At 68.9% G+C, this 19,633-nt stretch carries 22 protein-coding genes and 1 pseudogene; 14 read left to right on the forward strand and 9 right to left on the reverse strand.

Annotated features, from left to right (window positions below):
• Positions 1-25: 25 nt before the first annotated feature.
• A complete protein-coding gene (locus ABT288_RS02880; protein WP_351602335.1) occupies positions 26-508 on the forward strand; it encodes a DDE-type integrase/transposase/recombinase in 483 nt (160 codons plus the stop codon).
• A 125-nt stretch (positions 509-633) separates the two neighbouring features.
• Here ABT288_RS02880 and ABT288_RS02885 read toward each other — a convergent pair whose 3' ends face one another.
• Positions 634-960, reverse strand: coding sequence for a hypothetical protein (locus tag ABT288_RS02885; RefSeq protein ID WP_351602015.1), 327 nt, complete (start codon positions 958-960; stop codon positions 634-636).
• A 309-nt stretch (positions 961-1,269) separates the two neighbouring features.
• Between ABT288_RS02885 and ABT288_RS02890 the strand changes: the two genes are divergently transcribed.
• Positions 1,270-2,031, forward strand: a complete 762-nt coding sequence (locus ABT288_RS02890; protein ID WP_351602018.1) for a DUF1648 domain-containing protein — start codon at positions 1,270-1,272, stop codon at positions 2,029-2,031.
• A gap of 257 nt (positions 2,032-2,288) precedes the next feature.
• Here ABT288_RS02890 and ABT288_RS02895 read toward each other — a convergent pair whose 3' ends face one another.
• Both ABT288_RS02895 and ABT288_RS02900 read right to left on the reverse strand, forming a co-directional pair.
• Positions 2,289-2,972: a GNAT family N-acetyltransferase gene (locus ABT288_RS02895; RefSeq protein WP_351602021.1), complete on the reverse strand. Its 684-nt coding sequence runs from the start codon at positions 2,970-2,972 to the stop codon at positions 2,289-2,291.
• A gap of 47 nt (positions 2,973-3,019) precedes the next feature.
• Positions 3,020-3,307, reverse strand: a pseudogene (locus tag ABT288_RS02900) (transposase); the annotation flags it as partial.
• Positions 3,308-3,476: 169 nt separating this feature from the next.
• Between ABT288_RS02900 and ABT288_RS02905 the strand changes: the two are divergent.
• A complete protein-coding gene (locus ABT288_RS02905) occupies positions 3,477-4,079 on the forward strand; it encodes a hypothetical protein (protein WP_351602024.1) in 603 nt (200 codons plus the stop codon).
• 36 nt (positions 4,080-4,115) lie between these two features.
• Here ABT288_RS02905 and ABT288_RS02910 read toward each other — a convergent pair whose 3' ends face one another.
• Both ABT288_RS02910 and ABT288_RS02915 read right to left on the reverse strand, forming a co-directional pair.
• Positions 4,116-4,712, reverse strand: a complete 597-nt coding sequence (locus ABT288_RS02910) for an NADPH-dependent F420 reductase (protein WP_351602027.1) — start codon at positions 4,710-4,712, stop codon at positions 4,116-4,118.
• Positions 4,713-4,753: 41 nt separating this feature from the next.
• Positions 4,754-5,563: an inositol monophosphatase family protein gene (locus ABT288_RS02915; RefSeq protein ID WP_351602030.1), complete on the reverse strand. Its 810-nt coding sequence runs from the start codon at positions 5,561-5,563 to the stop codon at positions 4,754-4,756.
• A gap of 125 nt (positions 5,564-5,688) precedes the next feature.
• Here ABT288_RS02915 and ABT288_RS02920 point away from each other — a divergent pair, with 125 nt between their 5' ends.
• Positions 5,689-6,597, forward strand: a complete 909-nt coding sequence (locus ABT288_RS02920) for a LysR family transcriptional regulator (RefSeq protein WP_351602032.1) — start codon at positions 5,689-5,691, stop codon at positions 6,595-6,597.
• A 93-nt stretch (positions 6,598-6,690) separates the two neighbouring features.
• On the opposite strand, the gene ABT288_RS02925 is transcribed toward ABT288_RS02920, so the two are convergent.
• The 4 genes from ABT288_RS02925 to ABT288_RS02940 form a co-directional block, all read right to left on the reverse strand.
• Entirely contained in the window at positions 6,691-6,921 is a 231-nt protein-coding gene (locus tag ABT288_RS02925; RefSeq protein ID WP_351602034.1) for a hypothetical protein, read from the reverse strand.
• Complete coding sequence (locus tag ABT288_RS02930; RefSeq protein WP_351602037.1) at positions 6,918-7,184, reverse strand: hypothetical protein; 267 nt, start codon at positions 7,182-7,184, stop codon at positions 6,918-6,920. The genes ABT288_RS02925 and ABT288_RS02930 overlap by 4 nt, the downstream gene beginning before the upstream one ends.
• Positions 7,141-7,479 carry a type 1 periplasmic-binding domain-containing protein gene (locus ABT288_RS02935; RefSeq protein ID WP_351602040.1) on the reverse strand — a complete coding sequence of 113 codons (339 nt, stop codon included), beginning with the start codon at positions 7,477-7,479 and terminating at the stop codon, positions 7,141-7,143. The genes ABT288_RS02930 and ABT288_RS02935 overlap by 44 nt, the downstream gene beginning before the upstream one ends.
• A 135-nt stretch (positions 7,480-7,614) precedes the next feature.
• Positions 7,615-8,808, reverse strand: coding sequence for an MFS transporter (locus ABT288_RS02940; protein ID WP_351602043.1), 1,194 nt, complete (start codon positions 8,806-8,808; stop codon positions 7,615-7,617).
• A gap of 602 nt (positions 8,809-9,410) precedes the next feature.
• Between ABT288_RS02940 and panB the strand changes: the two genes are divergently transcribed.
• From panB to ABT288_RS02990, 10 genes are all read left to right on the forward strand, one after another.
• Positions 9,411-10,259, forward strand: coding sequence for a 3-methyl-2-oxobutanoate hydroxymethyltransferase (gene panB, locus ABT288_RS02945; protein WP_351602046.1), 849 nt, complete (start codon positions 9,411-9,413; stop codon positions 10,257-10,259).
• A gap of 137 nt (positions 10,260-10,396) precedes the next feature.
• A complete protein-coding gene (locus ABT288_RS02950; RefSeq protein WP_351602049.1) occupies positions 10,397-11,881 on the forward strand; it encodes an aldehyde dehydrogenase family protein in 1,485 nt (494 codons plus the stop codon).
• Positions 11,878-12,951 (forward strand): alcohol dehydrogenase catalytic domain-containing protein, encoded by a 1,074-nt coding sequence (locus ABT288_RS02955; protein ID WP_351602052.1) that lies wholly within the window; start codon positions 11,878-11,880, stop codon positions 12,949-12,951. The genes ABT288_RS02950 and ABT288_RS02955 overlap by 4 nt, the downstream gene beginning before the upstream one ends.
• Complete coding sequence (locus ABT288_RS02960) at positions 12,951-14,084, forward strand: serine hydrolase domain-containing protein (RefSeq protein WP_351602337.1); 1,134 nt, start codon at positions 12,951-12,953, stop codon at positions 14,082-14,084. Before ABT288_RS02955 ends, ABT288_RS02960 begins: the two co-directional genes overlap by 1 nt.
• Positions 14,081-14,698, forward strand: coding sequence for a dTMP kinase (locus tag ABT288_RS02965; protein ID WP_351602055.1), 618 nt, complete (start codon positions 14,081-14,083; stop codon positions 14,696-14,698). The genes ABT288_RS02960 and ABT288_RS02965 overlap by 4 nt, the downstream gene beginning before the upstream one ends.
• A 2-nt stretch (positions 14,699-14,700) precedes the next feature.
• A complete protein-coding gene (gene panC / locus ABT288_RS02970; protein ID WP_351602057.1) occupies positions 14,701-15,570 on the forward strand; it encodes a pantoate--beta-alanine ligase in 870 nt (289 codons plus the stop codon).
• Positions 15,563-16,909: an aminotransferase family protein gene (locus ABT288_RS02975; protein WP_351602060.1), complete on the forward strand. Its 1,347-nt coding sequence runs from the start codon at positions 15,563-15,565 to the stop codon at positions 16,907-16,909. The genes panC and ABT288_RS02975 overlap by 8 nt, the downstream gene beginning before the upstream one ends.
• Positions 16,909-17,667 (forward strand): hypothetical protein, encoded by a 759-nt coding sequence (locus tag ABT288_RS02980; RefSeq protein WP_351602063.1) that lies wholly within the window; start codon positions 16,909-16,911, stop codon positions 17,665-17,667. The genes ABT288_RS02975 and ABT288_RS02980 overlap by 1 nt, the downstream gene beginning before the upstream one ends.
• Positions 17,654-18,691: a TauD/TfdA family dioxygenase gene (locus ABT288_RS02985; RefSeq protein WP_351602066.1), complete on the forward strand. Its 1,038-nt coding sequence runs from the start codon at positions 17,654-17,656 to the stop codon at positions 18,689-18,691. Before ABT288_RS02980 ends, ABT288_RS02985 begins: the two co-directional genes overlap by 14 nt.
• Entirely contained in the window at positions 18,678-19,604 is a 927-nt protein-coding gene (locus ABT288_RS02990) for an NAD(P)-dependent oxidoreductase (protein ID WP_351602069.1), read from the forward strand. Before ABT288_RS02985 ends, ABT288_RS02990 begins: the two co-directional genes overlap by 14 nt.
• Positions 19,605-19,633 lie beyond the last annotated feature (29 nt).

Consider the following 19,633-nt stretch of genomic DNA (forward strand, 5'->3'; position numbering starts at 1 on the left):
GGGCAGGTCAACCTGTCACCCAAACCTGCAGCAGACCCCCACCGACGAGGGCTGGCTCCACCTGGCCACCTGGCTCGATCTGGCGACCCGCGAGATCATCGGCTACTCCATGGCTGACCACCACCGCGCCTCCCTGGTCGTCGACGCGCTGGCCATGGCTGCCGGACGCGGCTGGCTCCAGCCCGGCTGCATCGCGCATTCGGACCGCGGCAGCGAATACACCTCCGACGAACTCCGCCGCGAAATAAGGCGGTTGGGACTGCGGCAGAGCATGGGACGCACCGGCTCATGCTTCGACAACGCCGCCGCCGAGTCGTTCTTCGCACTACTGAAGGAAGAGATCGGCACTCGCTGCAGGCCGGACCGGGCGAGTGCCCGAGCAGAGATCTTCGCCTTCATCGAGACCTTCTACAACCGACGGCGATTGCGGAAGCATCCACTCTGGGGCTACCTCACCCCACTGGAGATCCGGCAGCGTCACGAGCAAGGACACGCCCTCGCGGCGTAAGCATCAAGTGTCCAAGATCATGGGGAAACTTCAGAGCCGCTGGTAACGACGGCCTGAGCCGTGACAACCGAGGGACCGGCAACGGACAACGCCCGTTCGGCAAGGGCGTTGTCCGTTGCCGTCGTTCAGCTGGCGACCAACGGCGCCCCGACACGGAACCGGCTGCCATTGCGCGCGCCGAGCCGGGCAGCGAGAGCCACACGACGCGCCTGCGCATCTGCGCTGAACTCGACACTCGACTCGGCAAGCCGTGCATCCTGCTGCCACCGGTAGCGGAAGAACACAGCCACACGGTGCTCGCCGCTGCCGATCGGCACGTCAACGGTCCCCCAGCGGGCAGGGAACTCACGCCCGTCCACCTCGACAACAGGCCGGATCAGCAGATGATGGAACCACGCGGCTGACAAGGACGGTTTGACCGTCACCGCCAAAACTGCCCCGTTACCATTCATGAGTTGATCGTAGCAACGCAGCCCAACCACCACACCCGCTCACGCCCGGAATGCGGATGGCTTCTATGACCTTCTCCGGGTCCAAGCCTGGTGCACGTCACCCGGCGCAGCGGCACCGCCATCGCCCGCGATCCGACCTCCGGGCCTGCCGGAGGCGGACTTCCTTCCCGGCTGGACAGCCCGGCTGATAACGCATCTTGCAGAGGCGCTGGCCCAGGGGTGCCCACCAAGGACAGCACCGGCCACTGCGAGGCCGCCCTGGCGGCCCTCAGCCCCCACACTCCGACCGAGAACTGACAAGGACCTGAAATGGGTGCCTTAACCGCGATCCAGTCCGCAGTGTCGATCCTCCTGGTCGCCCTGGCCTGGTGGATGCCCCGGGCCGTCAAGCCCACCCTGCCCCTTGGCGTACACATCCCCCACAGCCGCGGAGAGGACCCTGTCGTCCTGCTGGAGACGCACCGCTCCCAGCGCAGCGTCCTGGCCGGTGGAGGAACCGTCGCTGTCCTGGGGATCGCCCTCACGCTCCTGCTGAGGACGCCCCTGGCCGTCACTGTGTCCACCATCGCCGTGCTCGCCGTGCTCGCCGGCCGCTACTACCGCTCCCACAGCGCGCTGAGCAGAATCAAGGAAGAAGGCGGCTGGTACGCCGAGCGCACCCAGAGCGTCGTCGCCGACACCTCCTTGCGCACCGACCCCGTGCGCCTGCGCGCGCGGTGGCTCGCTCCGGCCCTGGGCATCCTGGCTCTCACCGCCGTCGTCGGCATCCTGCGCTACCCCCACCTGCCCGCACGCCTGACCACCCACTACGGCACCTCGGGCGCCGACCGCACCGATCCCACCTCAGTGGGCACAGCCTTCCAGACCGTGTTCGTCCAGGCCGGCGTCACCGTCGTCGTTCTGTTGCTGACCCTGCCGTCCGTACAGGGCCGCCCCGAACTCGAGGCCGCACGTCCCCACACAACAGCCGAGCAGCACCGCCTCTTCCTCACCCGGACGCTGCGCGGCACGACCACCAGGACCAGGACTACTGGGCCCATCACCACAGGCATCACTGTGGGGACGGCCTGATCGGCCCTGGGGGTGTAGGCGAGAAGTACTACTTGTTCCTCGACCGTAGCGGCACACCTGACCGGCTCGGATGACCCTGATATCCACTGTCATGGAGACCACGCCACACCGCTCTGACCTGCAAGAAAAGGCCGATCACCGGTACGTCCCGCCACGCGGGAGGGGAGCCCGAACTTTTTTCCCGGCGTCCCGCCGTGCGGGAAGCGGCTCCGGCCGACGAGCCAGTGTCATCGCTCTCCAGCAGTTCTCCAGCAGTTCTACCAGGTGGAGGGAACCACCGGCCCCCGGGCGATCAGGACGTCAGCTTTGTGGTGCCAGCCGAGGGAGGAATAGAGACGCTGTCCTTCCTCGCTGGCAATGAGAAGACCAGTACGGGCGCCCTGGGACACGGCCGCCTGCGCCAGAGCGCTCATCATCGCGCGGCCCAGGCCGCGTCGGCGGTGCGCTCCGTCCGTCTCGATGCGATCGGCGATCGCATCACCGCCGACCACGGCAATGGAGCCGCGCGCTGCCACCTCCCCGGAGGGGGCATGAAGGGAGACGACCGTGACTGGTCCCTCCGTGCGCACCTCGCGCTCGTACGGCGCGGCAGGCGCGTGCTGCGGGTGCCCGGTCAGATCGGTCGTCATGAACCACTCTGACCGCTTGAGCAACTCCAGTCCGGCGGCGCCGACGATGGCTTCGACTGTGCCTGGGCGCAGCGTAGGCACAGTGAGCCAGGTGATCTGCCGTGCGGCGGCGACGGCTGCCGCCAGCCGTGCCACGGACTCGGACTCCTCGTCCGCACGCAGCGCGAACACCTCTACCTCGCGGCCGGGTTGGTCGCACTTGAACCGCAGGCCGTCCCCGGCGGGCTCGACCGGCTCGGCCTCGGGCAGAGAGCGGGCGACGGTCCAGCCGTCCAGCCAACGTCGTATTAGCCCTGATTCGATCTTCCTCATCCGGCGATTAGAGCATGACCGCAACCGGTGGGCCGGCGAACAATCGCCTGGGACTTCGACAGCTGCGTGACGCCGAGGGACTCGGCAAGTTTCTCGACGCGGCGGGTTGAGACACCGAGCAGGTAGGCGGTGGCGACCACCGAGACCAGGGCCTGCTCGGCCCGGCGTCGTCGTTCCAGTAGCCAGTGCGGGAAGTAACTGCCGGACCTGAGCTTGGGGATGGCGAGTTCGACGGTGCCGGCGCGGGTGTCCCACTCGCGCGGGCGATATCCGTTGCGGTGGTTGACTCTTTCGTCGCTGACCTGCCCGTATTCGGCGTTACAGAGGGACCCAGCGGCAGAGGCACTGCGCGCCTGGCGCGCGAGTCCTCGCCCCCAACCGCCGGCGGAGCAGGACTGGCCCACCCCGTCGGCGTTGCGGTACGGCTCATGGCCTCCCACCGATGTCCCATCGGCAAGCGCGGCCGCGAATGCCCTGACCCACGGTGCGAAGACGGAGTCATCATTGACACCAATCAGTCATGCCCCCGCTGCGTCGAACACCGACGCGATCACCGCACCGGAGCCGCCGCCCAACCGAGTGCTGCCACTCGCCAGGGCAAGAGAAAACGACGGCCTGAATGTCACGACTGCGGTAGGCCCATGGTTGGTCCGGCGCACCCCGACGGCATCTGCCGCGACTGCAGACAAGCCATGGGAAGTGCACCGAACAACATGCGACGAGCCGTGTGACGGCGGCAGTCTGCGTCGTTTCACCGTCCGGCTGGCGGCGCGGTGCGGAGGCCAGCCCGTCATTGGTGTTCGCCACGATCAGCTCGCGCTGGAGCTCTGCCAGTACGGACAGCATCCCGAACATGGCGCCGATCGCGGCACCGAGCCCCATCGGCTCGCGGCCACGCCGGACCACCTGGGCCGTGCGCGGCTTCGGCTGCGCCGTCGCGGCACGGCCGCCGCCGTTCTTTGCGCCGCCACCTTGGCAGCGCAGGGCAACGTGGGCCAGGTCGACGCCGCTGAACTGCGGGTTCTCGGTCATCACGCCGCCTACCGGGCTGAGCAGAGCCCGGGCCGGTCGCTCGATGGCCGGCGGTCGGCGGCGTATCTGTTCTAGATGTGGGCCCGGCGGGGGCGGTGCACTGTGTGCGGATCAGCGGGCGATCGAGATCGCGAAGGGCGCGAATCCCCTGGACCGAATCACGTGCGGGACGAACAGTATCGCGGCCTCCGTGGCGCGGGCGGTCTGGATCCCGCCGAGATCAGTGATCCACTCCTTGTGCCAGCCGAGGTTGATGAGCAGTTCACGGACGGTCTGCTTGGCCTGCGGGTCGTCGCCGGAGAGGAAGGCGTCGGGCGCCTGGGTGAGCGTGGCCGGTGCGGTCATCACCGGGAAGAGCATGGTGTTGAGTGTTTTGACGACGCGCGTTTCGGGGAGCGCTTCTTGGAGTTGCTCGGCGAGGCTCGAGCCGGGGTAGATCAGGTCGGCGGGCAGTCCGTCCGGTCCGTCGACGGTGGCGTTGGAGACGTCGACGAGGATCTTGTCGCGCAGTTCCTCGCGCAGAGCTGCGAGCCGGTCCAGCGAGCCGGCTCCCGGGGTGGCGTTGATGACGATGCGGGCTGTCCGGGCAGCGTCGGCGGCGGAGCCCGGCGCGCGGTCCGCCACGGTCACCTCATGCCCTGCCCGGGTGAGGGCTGTGGCCAGGTTGCCGCCGACGCGGCCGTTTCCGAGAACTGCGATCGTGGTCATGCTGATCTGGTCCTTCCGTGCGTGCAGGTTGTGGTGCGCGGTCAGCGTGAGAGCGTGGCGACGGCCTCGGCGTGGACGCCGGGCGCGGCGGCCAGGAGGCTCTCGCTCTGCGGGGTCCAGGGGCGGCCCTCGGCGTCGGAGATCTGTCCACCGGCCTCGGTGACGAGCAGCGCCCCGGGCAGCAGGTCCGCGCGGGCGCCGGCGAACTGCCAGAAGGCGTCGATCCGGCCGGCGGCCACGTTCAGCAGGTGCAGGGTCGCGGGCACGGCGGTGCGGACGACGAGCGCGTCGAAGAGCATCGCGGTGATCGAGGAGCCGACGCGCCGCACGACCTTCTCGTCCTCGTCCGGCCGGGCCTGGCTGGTGGCCACGATGCTCAGGCCGAGGTCCCCGGTCTGGGAGACGTGCAGCGGCCGGCCGTCGAGGTGGGCGCCCGCGCCGGTGAGCGCGGTGTAGGTCTCGCCGGTCAACGGCAGGTGCACCGCGGTGAGCACCGGCTGGTTCTCACGCACGAGGGTCGCGGTCACCGCCCACTCCGGCAGGGCGTGCAGGTGGTTGACGTTGCCTTCGGCCGGATCCACGACCCACCATTCGCCGGCCGGCAGCGCCCCGCCGTCCAGTTCGTCCTCCACCCAGCCGGCGTCCGGGCGCAGGCGCGTGAGGCGGGGGCGCAGGATGTCGAGGGCCATCTCGTCGTTGGCGGCGAGCGCGCGCATCAGCTCTTCGCGGGTCTGGTAGCGGACCACCTCGCCGAAGCGCTCGCGCAGCGCCGAACCGGCCGCGCGCACGGCGATCGCGGTCTGGCCGAGCAGGTCGGCGTTTGCGGCGGCGACGTCAGTGGTTTCGGACATGGTGAACTCCCTTTTGAGAAGGAGGTGATGGGGCCGTTCGAGCCGAACCGTGCGCCCTGGTCTCGAAGGTATACAGCCCCTTGATTAACTTCAAATGCATGTAAAGCACGGCTAGGATTACTCACATGCAATTGGATTTGAACCTGCTGGCCGCGCTCGACGCGCTGCTGGAGGAGGGCAGTGTGGCCGGGGCGGCCGCACGTCTGCATGTCACCGCCCCCGCGATGAGCCGGAGCCTGGGCCGAATCCGGCGCACGACCGGGGATCAGATCCTGGTGCGCACCGGCCGCACGATGACCCCGACGCCGTACGCGATCGCCGTCCGGGAACAGGTGCACGAGCTGCTGCACCAGGTCCAAGGGGTGCTGGCACCGAGCCGTGAACTCGATCTGGCAACGCTGGAGCGCACCTTCACACTCCGCTGGCACGATTCCCTGGTCGCCTTGAGCGGCCCCACACTGCTCTCGGCCGTGCGTGAAGAGGCGCCGGGCGTGCGATTGCGCTTCATCGCGGAATCCAGCATCGACACCCCCGAGTTGCGGCGCGGCGATGTCGACCTGGAGGCGAACGCCCACCGCCCGAGCGCACCGGACATCCGTGCCGAGAACGTGGGCGAGACCCGTCTCGTCATCGTCGTGAGGCAGGGGCACCCCCTCACTCGCGTCAGGACCGTCACCGCAAAGCAGTACGCCGCCGCTGAGCACGTCACCGTCTCGCGACGTGGAAACCTCAGCAACGCCCTCGACGACGCCCTCGCGCGGCTCGGCCTCACCCGCCGCGTGGTGGCGACCGCGCCCACAGAAGCGGCCGCGCTGGAGTTCGCGCGCGGCTCCGATCTCCTGATCAGCGTCCCCGAAGCCACCACACGGTCAGCGGTCGCCGACCTCGGCCTGGTCGTGCTCCCCCTCCCGCTCGAACTGCCGTCGGCACCGATATACCTGTCATGGCATCAGCGCTACGACACCGACCACGCCCACGCCTGGCTGCGCGGGCTGGCGCGAACCGCGCTGGCCATGGGCGGAGCGTCGTCGTAGTCGACGCCGTCCGGCCGCTTCACCCCTTCAACGTCAGCAGCGGCTGTCCGTGCGGGTGCTGGCCGTGAGGGCGGCCAGACCGACGCCTGCGGCTCACGATCGCGGACCTGTGGGCTCTGCTCGCTCGGTCGGCTCTTGGCCGGTGAGCAGGTTGAGCAAGTGGGCGTTGTCGCCGAAGATGAGCTGGTGGTTCTTGTCGGATTCGGCGGCGAACCGGGCGCTGCGGGAAAAGAGAGCCTGCTCGTACTCCGCAAGGTCGGCTTCGATGTCGTCGGGGTGTGTGGCGATGACTTCGCCGGCGCACTGACCGTTGACCCGTTTCAAGAGCCGCCCAGGTCGTCGCCCCTCAGATGCACCGTGTAGTCGACCCCGTACTCCTCAGCCTGGCGTGCCATGGCGGTGGCGTACTCGGTGCGTGCCTGGAGGTCTTCGTCGCTGATGGGCGGGTGTACAGGGTCGGTGGGCTGGGCGGGCCACAGCTGGATCAGGTGGCGCTCGCCGCGGTCCCCGATGCCGGCGAAGTCATCCTCGTCGAGAAGGGCTTCAGCGCCCCGCGCCCACGATGAGACGATTAGCGTGACGCTCATGGCTGTTGGGCTCGCCGACGAACGCCGAGCCGGTGAGAACTGGTTCCGTACCGCCGCCGTTGTAGTTGCCGTTGAAGCGGTGGAGCGACAGGCTGTCGACTGCCAGACAGCCCTGCGGACACGGCTGCCGGCCGACGGCGAACCGGAGGTTGCCGTCCTTGACGGCGGCGACGACCTGCTCGTCCAGGCCGAAGGTGGCGACCCTGGCCACGCTGCCCGCGTCCTCCTCGGACTCGACGGCGGTGCCCGCAGACAGCTTCAGGCCGTGCTGCCGCGGATCCTCCGGGAACCACACGCCCCGGAAATCCGGGGCACTGCCGATCCTGGCTCCGCCCCGGCGGTGGGCATCGCCGCCGCAGACCGGGGTGCGGCTGGAGGAGGGTTTCCGGGTTTCTCGATCCCCGACCGCGGATGAGCCGTCCCGACGCGGTCAGGCAAGCGTACGCATCTTCCGGATGGAACTCGTCCACAGTGCCAGCGGTGGCAGAATGGCGACAGCGCCGATCAGCCAGAGCGCGTCGCGGGTGCCTGCCCATGCGGCCACGCCGCCGGCGACGAGGGAACCGACCGGCACCGCGCCCCAGGAGATGAAGCGCACCGTGGCCATCACCCTGGGAAGGAGTTCCGGTGGTGTCACGCTCTGGCGGTGCGTGCGGGTCAGGATGCTCAGCACGACGACGCCCATGGTGAAGACCGTGTTCCCCAAGCCGAACAGGAGTAGTCCCGGGCCCCCGAAGCTCAGCGGCAGCAGCACGAGGGCCGCCGCTGCGGTGAGCGTCGCCCAACGGATCGCACAGGCGCTGCCGAACCGGTTGGCGAGTCGCGGTGTCAGCGCGGCTCCGAGCAGACTCCCCAGGCCGTCAGTGGCCATCACTACGCCGACCAGGCTGACGGGAGTGCCGAGCGTGCGCACCAGGAAGAGCGGTGTCAGGGCAATCAGCGCACCACACACGAAGTTCACCAGCGTGGCGGCGATGACGCACGGTCCGATCACACTGTGCCGGGTGACGTAGCGCCATCCTTCCTTTATCTGCAACCACGGGGAGCCGGCGGTTCCCACGGCTCGGCTGTCCTTCGGGCGCGGCATGGTCCACAGAATGGCTGCTGACACGAGGTAGCTGACAGCGTCGACCAGAAGGCTGGACGCGGCGCCGCAGAACCGGACGAGCACGCCGCCGAGCGACGGACCGCCGAGCTCGGTCACCGCGCTGGAGCCCGACAACAGACTGTTGCGGGCTGTCAGTTCCTCCTTGCTCACGATCGCGGGGAGGAAACTGGAGTTTCCGACGTCGAACACGACACCGGCCAGGCCGGTCACCAAGCTGACGGCGATGAGCTGCCACAGGTGAAGAATCCCGAGTACCGCGGAGAGCGGTACCCATGCCATGGCCACCGCCCGGATCAGATCCATGGCAATCTGGGTCCCGCGCAACGGGAGCCGCTGGACGATGACGCCGGCGGGCAGTCCGATCAGCAGCCAGGCGAGAAAGCGTGCGGCCGGCAGCAGACTGACCTCGAAGGCGGTGGCGTGGAGCGTCTCGATGGCGACCAGGGGCAGCGCGACGGTGGTGACGGCGTCACCGACGCTGCTGGCTGTCGATGCGGTCCAGTAGCGCCAGAACACGCCCACATTTCTTGTTTCGCGGGACCCTGTTTCTCTGCTTAAGCCGGTGTGAGCCATTGCCACCTCTGGACGACGCGACTGGGAAATTAGAGCTGCCGTGACAGGGGTAGGCCCGCTCCGGACCTCCCGGCCTCGGTGGGCACGCGGTTGCAGGCGAGAATAGCCAACCGGCCTGCGGCGGATTTTACTTGCAGAGGCGCACTCGGGTTGGATCGGACTCAACTGTCGGGGTTGAGTTGGTCCCGAGCACGCAGGCCGTAGTGGATCAGATCCCGCGCTTGAAGTGCAGTAACGCGCGTCACACTCTTCAGCGGAACGCCCGGTTGATCACCTTTCATGCGGCTCGAACAGGTGACATCGAGTCAGGCAACCGGCATTTCCACCGCAACGGCCCCAGAAGCGGGTTGTATCGGGCGGTAAAGCATGGTGGTTACGTGCCTCGAGCGGATTGATGGTTGTAGCCCAAGAATGCCGCCGTTATGCTCAAGGACTGATCAACGATCTTGGTCTGGATTGGCAGGGCATCTGACTCTCGGGGCTTTCGCCGGGAAACGGTGCTCTGCTCGAGTCGGGCCGGGACGACGTTCACAAGGGGGAGTGACATGTCTGAAGGGCCGACGAGCGAATCGCCCGCCGCATTCGCGTGGCCGACCCGCAGTCGGGTCAGAACCACACACCTGCTCGCGGCCAAGGCGGCCGGCCACCGCTGGGCCATGCTCACCAGCTACGACCAGTACACCGCCGCCCTCTTCGATTCCGCGGGCATCCCCGTGCTGCTGGTCGGCGACTCGGCAGCCAACAATGTGCTTGGCCACGACACGACGATACCGGTGACGGTGGATGAAATGCTGCCGTTCGTCCGGGCGGTGACACGCTCCGCTCAGCGTTCCCTGGTGGTGGCCGATCTGCCCTTCGGCTCCTACGAGGGAGGCAGGAAGCAGGCACTGCGCACGGCCGTCCGCTTCCTCAAGGAGGGCGGCTGTCAGGCCGTGAAGCTGGAGGGCGGACGCGACATGGCGCCGCAGATCGCGCAACTCGTACGCTCGGGCATCCCCGTGATGGCACACATCGGGTTCACTCCGCAGAGCGAGCACCAGTTGGGGGGCTACAGGGTCCAGGGGCGTGGCGACGGTGCCGAAGCCCTGCTGACTGACGCTCAGGCCGTCGTCGAGGCAGGGGCGTTCGCGGTGGTGCTGGAAATGGTGCCCGCACAGCTGGCCAAACAGCTGACCGCCGAGCTGCCGGTCCCCACCATTGGCATCGGCGCGGGCGCCCATTGCGATGCGCAGGTCGCGATCTGGCAGGACATGGCCGGCCTTCGGACAGGGCGGCCGCTCAGGTTTGTGAAGCGGTACGCCGACATGGCCGGGACTCTCGACCGTGCGGTGCGAGGGTTCGCTGCCGACGTCCATGACGGGGCTTTCCCAGGGCCGGAGCACTCGTTCGAATGACCGGCGGATTCGCCGAGCAGGCGCCGGCGAACAACGTCACAGGCGAGGGAGGGCACGGCGCGGCGAACTCACGTCGCGAGGCCCCGCCCGTGACGGGCCGGCCAGCCGTGCGACGCACAGATGATTCGAGGAACATCATGTCCGTAGTCGCCCATCCCCCCAACGAGCAGCCTCGGGCCTGCCGTCGCAGTCCGGTACCGGCGGAGGAATCCCAACCGGTCCGGCCGGGTGTCTTCGAGGACGGTACATGGCGGCACGGGGAGCTGGCCCACGAGGTGCACAGCCCCTACGACGGCCGTCTCATGGCCGTGGTGAGCCATGCTTCGGCGAGTGAGGTGCCGCGCGGGCGGAGGCCGGTGCGGGGTCTTGCCGCCGCCGACCGCGCGCGCATTCTGCGCGCCTGTGCCGCAGGGTTCGAGGCCCGAAGGCCGGACGTCGCCGCGTGCGTCTCCGCCGAGATCGGAATGCCGGTGACCGATGCCGAGAAGGAGGTCGACCGGTCGGTCCGCTGGCTCAACCTGGCGGCAGAAGCCGTACATCATTTCAATGGCACCTCGACGGTGCTGTCCGGCCCCGACGGCGACCGGCTGTCGGTGACCACGCCGCAGCCGTTCCGCCGAGTCATGGCGATCACGCCGTACAACCGTCCGCTGGCCCAGCTGATCGTCAAGGTGGCTCCGGCCATGTTGGCAGGCACGCCGATCATCCTCAAGCCGTCGGAACGGGCGAGTGCCAGCGCGGTGCTCGCGGTCGAGGTACTGCTCGAATCCGGATACCCGCCCGAGTACATCTCGCTCTGGACCGGCGGGCCGGAGGTGGCCCAGGCATTACTCACCGACACCGGAGTGGACTTCGTGGCGTTCACCGGCAGCGCGCGGAGCGCGTGGGCCGTCGCCGCGGCGGCCGGGCCGCGGCCCGGCTGTTACGAACTGGGTGACGTGGGAGCCCTGATCGTCTGCGAGGACGCCGATCTGGCGGCCGCCGCACGCACGGCCGCACAAGGCGCCTTCAGCAATGCCGGCCAGTCCTGCCGCGGGGTCAAGCGCATCCTGGTCGCGGACAGCGTGGCCGACGAATTCGGCCGGCTGCTCGTCGACGAGACCGCCGCCTGGCGGGTGGGCGACCCCGCCGCGCGCACCACCCGGATCGGCACGCTCATCGACGCGGCCGCAGTGGAGCGGGTGCATTCGGCCGTGGAGGCGGCGGTCCTCGGCGGCGCCTGCGTCGTGGCCGGCGGCGAACAGCGGGGGGCGCAGTACTGGCCCACCGTCCTCGCCGGTGTCGATCCCGGTGCCCAGCTGGTCACCGAGGAGTTCCTTGCGCCGCTGGCCCCCTTGATCCCTTTGCCGGACCGTTCTCTCGACGAACTGCCCGACACCTACTCCGGCGGCCTCCAGGTCGGCGTCTTCACCCGCGACCTCCAGCGTGCCATGAACCTCGCGCAGAGATTGCCGGTCGGGACGGTGGTCGTCAACGACGGCCCCCAGTACGACCATCCTCTGGCCCCGTTCGGAGGAGTGGGGCACAGCGGTCACGGACGAGAGAGCGTGCTGGCGTCCGCACGCAACATGTGTTTCTCGAAGACGATCGTCTTTCCCGCCCCGACCGAAGGACTTCGATGACCACCGGTGTCACCGTCAACCTGCTCCCCGACGGCGGTCTTGAGCGGCGAGAGCATCCCTTACTGCCTCCTCGGCAGGGTGGTGCGCTGCTCGCCATCGAGCGGGCGAACGTGTGCGGCAGCGATGTCCACCTCTGGCGCGGCGGGCACCCGACCCTGCACGACTGCGTGCTCGGGCACGAGTTCGTGGGACGGATCGTCGACACGGGGGGTGTACCGCTGTACGACGCGCGGGGCGAACGGCTTGTCGAAGGGGACCGGCTCGTCTGCTCCTATTTCCGGGTGTGCGGTAACTGCGTGATGTGCCTGGCGGGCCGTACCCGCCTGTGTGAGCGCGCCTACGACTCCTGGGGCCGCTCCAGCCTTGAGCAGCCGCACTTCCGCGGCGCGTTCGCGAGCCACTATCACCTGCATCAGGAGCAGTTCAGGGTCAAGGTGCCGGCCGAGGTGCCCAGCGCGCTCGCGGCCCTGGCCAACTGCGCACTGGCACAGGGGATCGCGGTCGTCGACACGATCAACCCCGACCTGCTGGCGGGTCCGTGCCTGGTCATCGGTGCCGGTGCGCTGGGCCTGTCGGTTCTCGCGGGTGCACCTGCCGGAACGGTCTGGGACGTCTACGACCGCGTTGCCGCACGACGAGCGAATGCGGAGCTGTTCCCGACCGCCCGCGCCATCGACACGCTGCCCTCGGTGACGGGAACGCTCGACGGTGCCTACGACGTCGTCGTGGTCGCGGCCGGAACGCCCGAGGCGTTCGAGACCGCCCTGGAGCAGGTACGTCCGGGCGGCCAGATCGTGATGATGGGCATCATCAACACCCGTCCCACCGACGTCGTGTCCATCCGGCCGGGGGTGTTGACACGCAAGGGGGTCACCGTCTCCAGCGTGATCCGCTACGACCAGCGCCAACTCCTCGCCGCCGTCGACCTCCTGTGCGGGCCGACCCCGCTGAGACTGCTCCCGTTGGCCGAATTCGGGCTGGATTCGGTCGCGGACGCCCTGGCCGCGGCCGAGCGCTGTGAGAGCGGGCGAGTGAGCCTCGTACCGGGCATGAACGGAGAACTCCGTTGATGGGCGAAGCGTTGGAGGGCCTGGCACGGGACTGTGAAGCCGCTCTGACCGCTGAGATCGAGGCCGGTCGCATCGGCGGGGGTGCAGCCTGTATGCGCGACATCGCGTCCGGCGGGCAGCGGACAGTGTTCGTGGGACGAAATGCGCCGGCTGGTCCTCCGGTGTCCCTGGACAGCATTGTCCGCTTGTATTCGATGACCAAGCCGATGCTCGCGACTCTGACGTTGCGTCTGATCGACACCGGCCGGCTCCCCGGCCTCGACATGCCGGTGGCGGAGCTCGCGCTCGGTGTCCAGGGATTACAGGTCCCTGCCGCGATGACGCTGCGCCACCTCCTGACCATGTCCTCCGGCCTGGCCGGATCGAAGGAACACGAGCGCATGCAACAGGTGTACCGGGCGGCCGGTGTCCTGCCGTTCGACTACACCGACCGCGGATACGACACGGACGAGACCGACTTCCTGCGCCGCCTCTTCGCCTGTGAGCTGTCCGCCGCACCGGGCACCCAGTGGGAGTACGGGCGCTCGGCCGACGCGGCCGGCCTGCTGATCCAGCACTACCTCGGCACACCGCTCGACGTGCTCTTCAGCCGGTATCTCTTCGAGCCGCTCGGGATGACGTCGAGCGGATTCTGCCTTCCGCCGGGCCTCGCACCTGACCTGGTGCTCCAGCCGCCGGTCGATCCACCGACCGGCGAGCGGCTGACCCGCCTCGATCGCACGTGCGGATTCCGTTCCGCGGGCAGCGGTGGGCTGGCGAGCCTGCGGGACTACCTGACCTTCCTCCAAGCCGTGTTCTTTCCCGAACCGGACTCCGGCCTCCTCAGCGAGTCCGCACGCGCGGAGTTGCTCTCGGACCAGATAGCCGGGCTGCACGACACCGGACCCGACTACATTCCCGGCCCCGACTGGGGATTCAGCCTGAATTTCGGCATCTCGCCGAGGCACTGCGGACCCGATGACGCTCGCCGCCTCGCCTGGCTCGGTCGAGCGGGCACCAGTTTCATCGTTGATCTGGAGAAAAAGTTGATCCTGCTCTTCGCTGCGCCCTCGTACGGGCGGACGAGAATTCTGCAAGCCATGTTCGCGGACCTCGCGGACAGGCACCTGCCGCAGGTGGCGAGCACCCGATGAAGACACCACCCATCGTCGCGTTCATCGGGCTGGACGGCGCCGGAAAGAGCACACAGATCGAGCTGCTGAAGGTTGCCTACGAGGCTCGTGGGCTCTCGGTGTTCGTCCACCCCAACCCGAGCCTGCAAGGACTCTCGGCCCGCCTCGACAAGGTGGCCGTCGAGAACGGATACGCCGACCGGTTCGCCATGCTCGGACCCGACACCCACAAGGTCATGACCGCGGCGGTGAAGTGGATGGCCATGTCCTCCCTCGGCACCGCGCCCGAGGGTACGGACCTCATCATCGCCGACCGCTACGCGTACTGCCAGATCGCGGCCGCCGACGCACTGGGCGCCAGTAACCGGTGGCTGATCGAGGGCATGTTCAGCGGGCTGCCGGAGCCGACGCTCACGCTGTTCATGGACCTCGACCCGTCCATCTCCGTGGCCCGGGTCAAGGCCCGGGACCCGGAGGAATGGATCGACCACGCCTTCCTCACCCGGATGCGGGCTGCCTACGCCGCGCTGCCGCAGGCATCGGAGTGGGCATGGATCGACGCGGACGCGACGGTCGAGGAGGTACACCGTCGCGTTGTCGCGGCGGTCGAGGCGAAGCTGGGTGAACTCCGGTGAAGGTGGTCACCACAGCCCGGGAACTGGCCGCCGAGTGGGAGGCCGGACGCCGGGCGGGCGCCGTCATCGGCTACGTACCGACCATGGGAGCCCTGCACGAAGGACACCTGAGCCTGGTCGACCTCGCCCGCGAGGAGTGCGATCTGGTCATCTGCAGTATCTTCGTCAACCCGCTCCAGTTCGGCCTCGAGGAGGACTTCGAGTCCTACCCCAGGCCCGTGGAGCGCGACCTGAGTCTCCTCAGAGCCCGGGACACCGACGTCACGTTCCTGCCGAGCTGGACGGAGATCTTCCCCGGCCGCGAACGCGTCCTTCAGGACTTCGGAACGCACGTCTCGGTACCCCGGCTGAGCCACCAGTTGTGCGGCCGGTCCCGCGAGGGCCACTTCGACGGCATGGTCACCGAGAGCCTGCTCTTCCTGCACCTCGTACGGCCCGACCGCACGTACTGGGGGGAGAAGGACTTCCAGCAGCTGCGCATCATCGAGACGCTGGTCCGCGACATGCGTCTGCCGGTGACCGTGGTCCGGGGCGCCACCAAGCGCGAGGAAGACGGCCTCGCGATGTCGTCCCGCAACAAGAACCTCAGCCCCGAGGCACGGGTGGTGAGCCCCAACCTTCAAAGGGTCCTCAAGGACGCGCGGATCAGGACTCTGTCCGGCGAACCGTTGCCGGCGGTGCTGGCAGCCGCCCGGGAGGAGCTCACCTCCCTGGGCTTCGCCGTCGAATACCTGGTGGCCTGCGAAGAGGAGTCGCTGACCGAGGTGCCGACACTGGACGGCCCGGTCGCGGTGCGGCTGTTCGCCGCCGCGCGGCTCGACGGCGTCCGGCTGCTCGACAACATCCGTGTGACCGAGGCGAACCATGGCTGACCTGGCGACCGCACCGCTCGTCTACTCCTTCACCGATCACCGCGTGTACCGGCGGGAGTCACCGCTGGTCATCGCCGAGGGCGACGGCATTCGGATACGAGACACCGCCGGGAAGGAGTACATCGACGCACTGTCCGGCCTGTGGCACGCCAACCTCGGCTTCTCCGATGCGGAGCTGATCGAGGCCGCCACTTCGGCCTACGCGCGACTCCCGGCGTTCGCCTGCGCCTTGGGGCGAAGCAGCGCCGAGTCGGAGTCTCTCGCCCATGAGTTACTCGCCGCTTCCGGAGGGCATTTCACCTCCGTGTACTTCGCTGCCTCGGGATCCGAGGCGGTCGAGTCCGTGCTCAAGTTCCTCTGGCTGGCGAGCAACGCGAACGGAACTCCGTCCAGGAAGCTGGTCGTCACCAGGGACTCCGGCTTCCACGGCACCACCCTCGGCGCCGCCTCACTGGCCGGCATCACGAACCAGCACGCCGGATTCGATCTGCCGCTCCCCTTCACCGTCCGGGTGCCCCGGGTGCACTTCTACCGCGATCACCTCGACGGCGAGACGGAGGACGAGTACATCGACCGGATCCTCCGGACCACACGCAGGCGTATCGTGGCGGCGGGCCCGGAGAACGTGGCCGCCATGGTCGCCGAACCGGTCATGGCAGCAGGCGGCGTACTGGTGCCCCCCGACGGATACTGGCCCGCGATGGCCCGGCTGCTGGACGACCTCGGGATTCCCCTGGTGTCCGACGAAGTCGTCTGTGGGTTCGGCCGGCTCGGCCACCTTTTCGGCTACCAGCGCTTCGGCCTCCGACCCGCAGCGGTGACCGTGGCCAAGGGCATCACCGCGGGATACGCCCCCCTCGGTGCGGTCCTTCTCGGTGCGGACCTCACCGACTCCGTCGCCGCTGCCGCCGAGAAGTACGGCGTCCTCGGACACGGCTCGACCTACGGCGGTCACCCGGTCGCCGCGGCCGTCGCCCGCGCCAATCTGCGTGCCTTCCATGAGCGCGGCACCCAGCACCGCGTGGCCGAGCTGGAGGCGTCGCTGCGCGCGTCGCTGGAGAGTCTGCTGGACCTGCCCGTTGTCGGGGAAGTGCGGTGCGTCGGCGGTCTCGCCGCGGTGGAGCTGATGGCGGACGGAGCCGCCCGGCGCCCCTTCGACCCGGAGCGCCGCATCGGCCGGAGGGTCGCGGCCCGGGCCCGCGAATTCGGCCTGATCGTCCGGGATCTGGGGGACGTGTTGGCCCTCTGCCCCCCGCTGATCACCAGTGTGAGCGAGGTCAGCGAGATCGTCTCGAGGCTGCACAAGGCCATTACGGCCACCCTGGAGGAGAAGGCCTGATGGAAGTCCCGACCAAGGCCCAGGCCTGGGATCTCGTCCGCGGCAGCTACTGGAACTCGGGATACTACGGCGGACCCGCACCCGAACACGGGCCGGTGTTCAGGCGGTTGCTGCGCGCCGGCGCCCGGACCGCCGTGGTCGGCGCCAGCACCGTCTCGCTCTCCAAGGCGGCCCAGGAGGCCGGCTCGGATCTCCATGTCCTCGACTTCGCCCCCGGCATCCTGCGGGAAGCGGGCGAGTGGCTCGGGCTGGCCGAGGACCGGCGGTACCTCGTCGACGTCACCCGCCCGATACCCGAGCATCTGCGAGGCAGGTACGCACTCGCCCTCGGCGATCGCCTCGTGAACCGATTCAGCGCAGCCGACCTGCCCGGTGGTCTGCGCGGCTTGCGCGATCTGGTGGCTTCGGGCGGGACGCTCGCCCTCACCGTCCGGTTCGGCTGGTACGAGCGGGACCTGCAGATCCACGACGCCCTCTCCCCTGCCGAGCAGGAACTGTTCTGGCGGCCCGAGGTGGGCGAGGTCGATTATGCGGCGCTGCCCGACCGGGACATCCCCCTTCCCACCTGGGGAGGGATCTCCGGCCAGGTGATGCGCGACCACATCCGCGGCAGAGGGCGCGAAGCCCGGTTCAGCAAGGACGAACTGCTGCGGACAGTGGCCGACTTGGGAGGTCTGGACTGCGAGGACCTCATCGAGGCCGCGGACGGTACCGCGCTCGTCATCTTCAAGAAAGTGGAGCACCATGGCACTGCCTGACATGCCGCAGTCGATCCTTGCCGAGCCGGTCACCGACCACACGGTATGGATGGCCGCGGATCTGCCGGTCCCCGAAGGAGTGGTGCACGAGCTCACGCCGTCGCACCTTGACGAGATAGCCGTTTTCGGAAGGGCACTGCGCGCGGCGCCACTCCCACGCGAGGCGGAACGCGCCCACTGGCGCTCCCTGGCGCACGAGACCATGCCCGAGCTGTCCGGGCTGGCGCACGCGGCGGCCCACCGTACCGAGACCCACATCGGTACGGCGGTGATCCGCGGACTGCCGGTGGACGAACTCTCGCCGGACGAGATCCGCAGCCTCTACCGCGCTCTCGGCGCCGTGATGGGAACCGCCGTGTCGCAGAACACCCGAGGCGAGTTCATAGCCGACGTCCGCGATTACGGCAACGGTGGCCTGGACAACAGCGACGTGCGAGGTCACCAGACCACCGCCGCACTGCGGTTCCACTCGGACGACGGCGACCTCGCCCTTCTGCTCTGCGTACGGCCCGCGGAGAACGGCGGCACCTCTCTGATCGCCAGCGCCATGACGATCTACAACGAACTACTGCGGCGGGCACCGCACCTGCTGGGCCTCTACTACAACGGGTTCGTCTACGAGAACCGCGACGAAGAGGAACCCCCGGCCTACCGCAATGCCGTCTTCGGCTACTACCACGGGCAGCTGACCTGCCGGTACTTCCTGCGGGACTACGTCGACTCGGCCTGGACCAAGACGTCCGTCCCCGTGAGCGACCTGGAGCGCCACGCCCTCGACCTGTTCGAAGCGCTCGCGGCGAGGCCCGGGGCCGCCACCGAGTACGCGCTGCGCGCCGGCGATCTCCAACTGGTCAACAACAACGTCGTGGTCCACGCACGCCGGTCGTTCAGCGACGCCGCCGCCAGTGGCCGGAAGCGGCTGCTGCTGCGGCAGTGGGTCAATCTCGACGGAGGCCGGCAGTTCCCGACGACGCTGTGCCGCCACCGCTACGGGATGCGGAGGAAGCCCGATGACCGCGGTTGAGCACCGTCTGCTGATCACCGCCGATCTCCCCGGGCTCCCGGCCGTCCCGCCTGCGGGTCTGACCCTGGCCCTGTGGCCCGGCGGGGACCGCGACAGCCTCTTGCGGGCTGCGGCCGGCAGCACCGCGTTGCTGGTGACCGCCAACGAGCCGGTCGACGAGGCCCTGCTCCGGGCGGCGGGCCCGGACCTGCGTGTGGTGGGTACCTACTCCACAGGAGTGGACCACATCGCGGTGGAGGCGTGCCGGCGCGCCGGGGTACGGGTCGTCACCGCGGCGGGTGCCCTCGCACCGGCTGTCGCGGAGTACACGCTCGGCGCCCTGCTGTCCTGCGCCCGCCGGATCGTCGAGGCGGACCGGTTCGTCAGATCCGGCGCGGCCTGGCGCTGGGAAGCCGACGCCTTCCTCGGTACGCAGCTCCACGGCCGGCGGCTCGGTGTGCTGGGGCTGGGCGCCATCGGTGCGGAGGTGGCCGCACGGGCACAGGCCTTCGGCATGGAGGTGCACGGCCTCCTGCACCGTCCCGGCGCGCTTCCACCCGGCGTGATACCTCATCGGGAACTGGTCGACCTGATGCGGGTGAGCGACTTCCTGACCATCCATGTGCCGCTCACGTCCCGGACCGAGCGGATGATCGACAAGTCGATGCTCGTGGAAATGCCACCCGGGGCGGTGGTGGTGAACACCTCGCGTGGCCGGGTGGTGGATCAGGCGGCGCTCATCGAACTGCTGGAGGCCGGCCATCTCGGCGGGGCCGCGCTCGACGTCTTCGAGGACGAGCCGTTCGTCCCGGCCGAACTGCGTCGTAGTCCGCGGACGGTGCTCACTCCGCACATCGGCAGCGCCACCACGGTGGCTCGCCGGAGCATGACGGCCACGGTCCTGAGACGGATGGGCCGGGCTCTGCAGGAGTGAACGGCCCCGTGCCGGATCCGCTCGGACGG

Source organism: Streptomyces sp. NPDC001093 (genome assembly GCF_040298985.1).
Taxonomy (GTDB): domain Bacteria; phylum Actinomycetota; class Actinomycetes; order Streptomycetales; family Streptomycetaceae; genus Streptomyces.

Coding starts and splice junctions, on each gene's coding strand:
- ABT288_RS02975 (WP_351602060.1), top strand. CDS start 15,563: ATGGCTGACCTGGCGACCGCACCGCTCGTCTACTCCTTCACCGATCAC.
- ABT288_RS02950 (WP_351602049.1), top strand. CDS start 10,397: ATGTCCGTAGTCGCCCATCCCCCCAACGAGCAGCCTCGGGCCTGCCGT.
- ABT288_RS02930 (WP_351602037.1), bottom strand. CDS start 7,184: ATGAGCGTCACGCTAATCGTCTCATCGTGGGCGCGGGGCGCTGAAGCC.
- ABT288_RS02920 (WP_351602032.1), top strand. CDS start 5,689: ATGCAATTGGATTTGAACCTGCTGGCCGCGCTCGACGCGCTGCTGGAG.
- ABT288_RS02915 (WP_351602030.1), bottom strand. CDS start 5,563: ATGTCCGAAACCACTGACGTCGCCGCCGCAAACGCCGACCTGCTCGGC.
- ABT288_RS02895 (WP_351602021.1), bottom strand. CDS start 2,972: ATGAGGAAGATCGAATCAGGGCTAATACGACGTTGGCTGGACGGCTGG.
- ABT288_RS02885 (WP_351602015.1), bottom strand. CDS start 960: ATGAATGGTAACGGGGCAGTTTTGGCGGTGACGGTCAAACCGTCCTTG.
- ABT288_RS02980 (WP_351602063.1), top strand. CDS start 16,909: ATGGAAGTCCCGACCAAGGCCCAGGCCTGGGATCTCGTCCGCGGCAGC.
- ABT288_RS02890 (WP_351602018.1), top strand. CDS start 1,270: ATGGGTGCCTTAACCGCGATCCAGTCCGCAGTGTCGATCCTCCTGGTC.
- ABT288_RS02960 (WP_351602337.1), top strand. CDS start 12,951: ATGGGCGAAGCGTTGGAGGGCCTGGCACGGGACTGTGAAGCCGCTCTG.
- ABT288_RS02990 (WP_351602069.1), top strand. CDS start 18,678: ATGACCGCGGTTGAGCACCGTCTGCTGATCACCGCCGATCTCCCCGGG.
- ABT288_RS02910 (WP_351602027.1), bottom strand. CDS start 4,712: ATGACCACGATCGCAGTTCTCGGAAACGGCCGCGTCGGCGGCAACCTG.
- panB (WP_351602046.1), top strand. CDS start 9,411: ATGTCTGAAGGGCCGACGAGCGAATCGCCCGCCGCATTCGCGTGGCCG.
- ABT288_RS02985 (WP_351602066.1), top strand. CDS start 17,654: ATGGCACTGCCTGACATGCCGCAGTCGATCCTTGCCGAGCCGGTCACC.
- ABT288_RS02965 (WP_351602055.1), top strand. CDS start 14,081: ATGAAGACACCACCCATCGTCGCGTTCATCGGGCTGGACGGCGCCGGA.
- ABT288_RS02955 (WP_351602052.1), top strand. CDS start 11,878: ATGACCACCGGTGTCACCGTCAACCTGCTCCCCGACGGCGGTCTTGAG.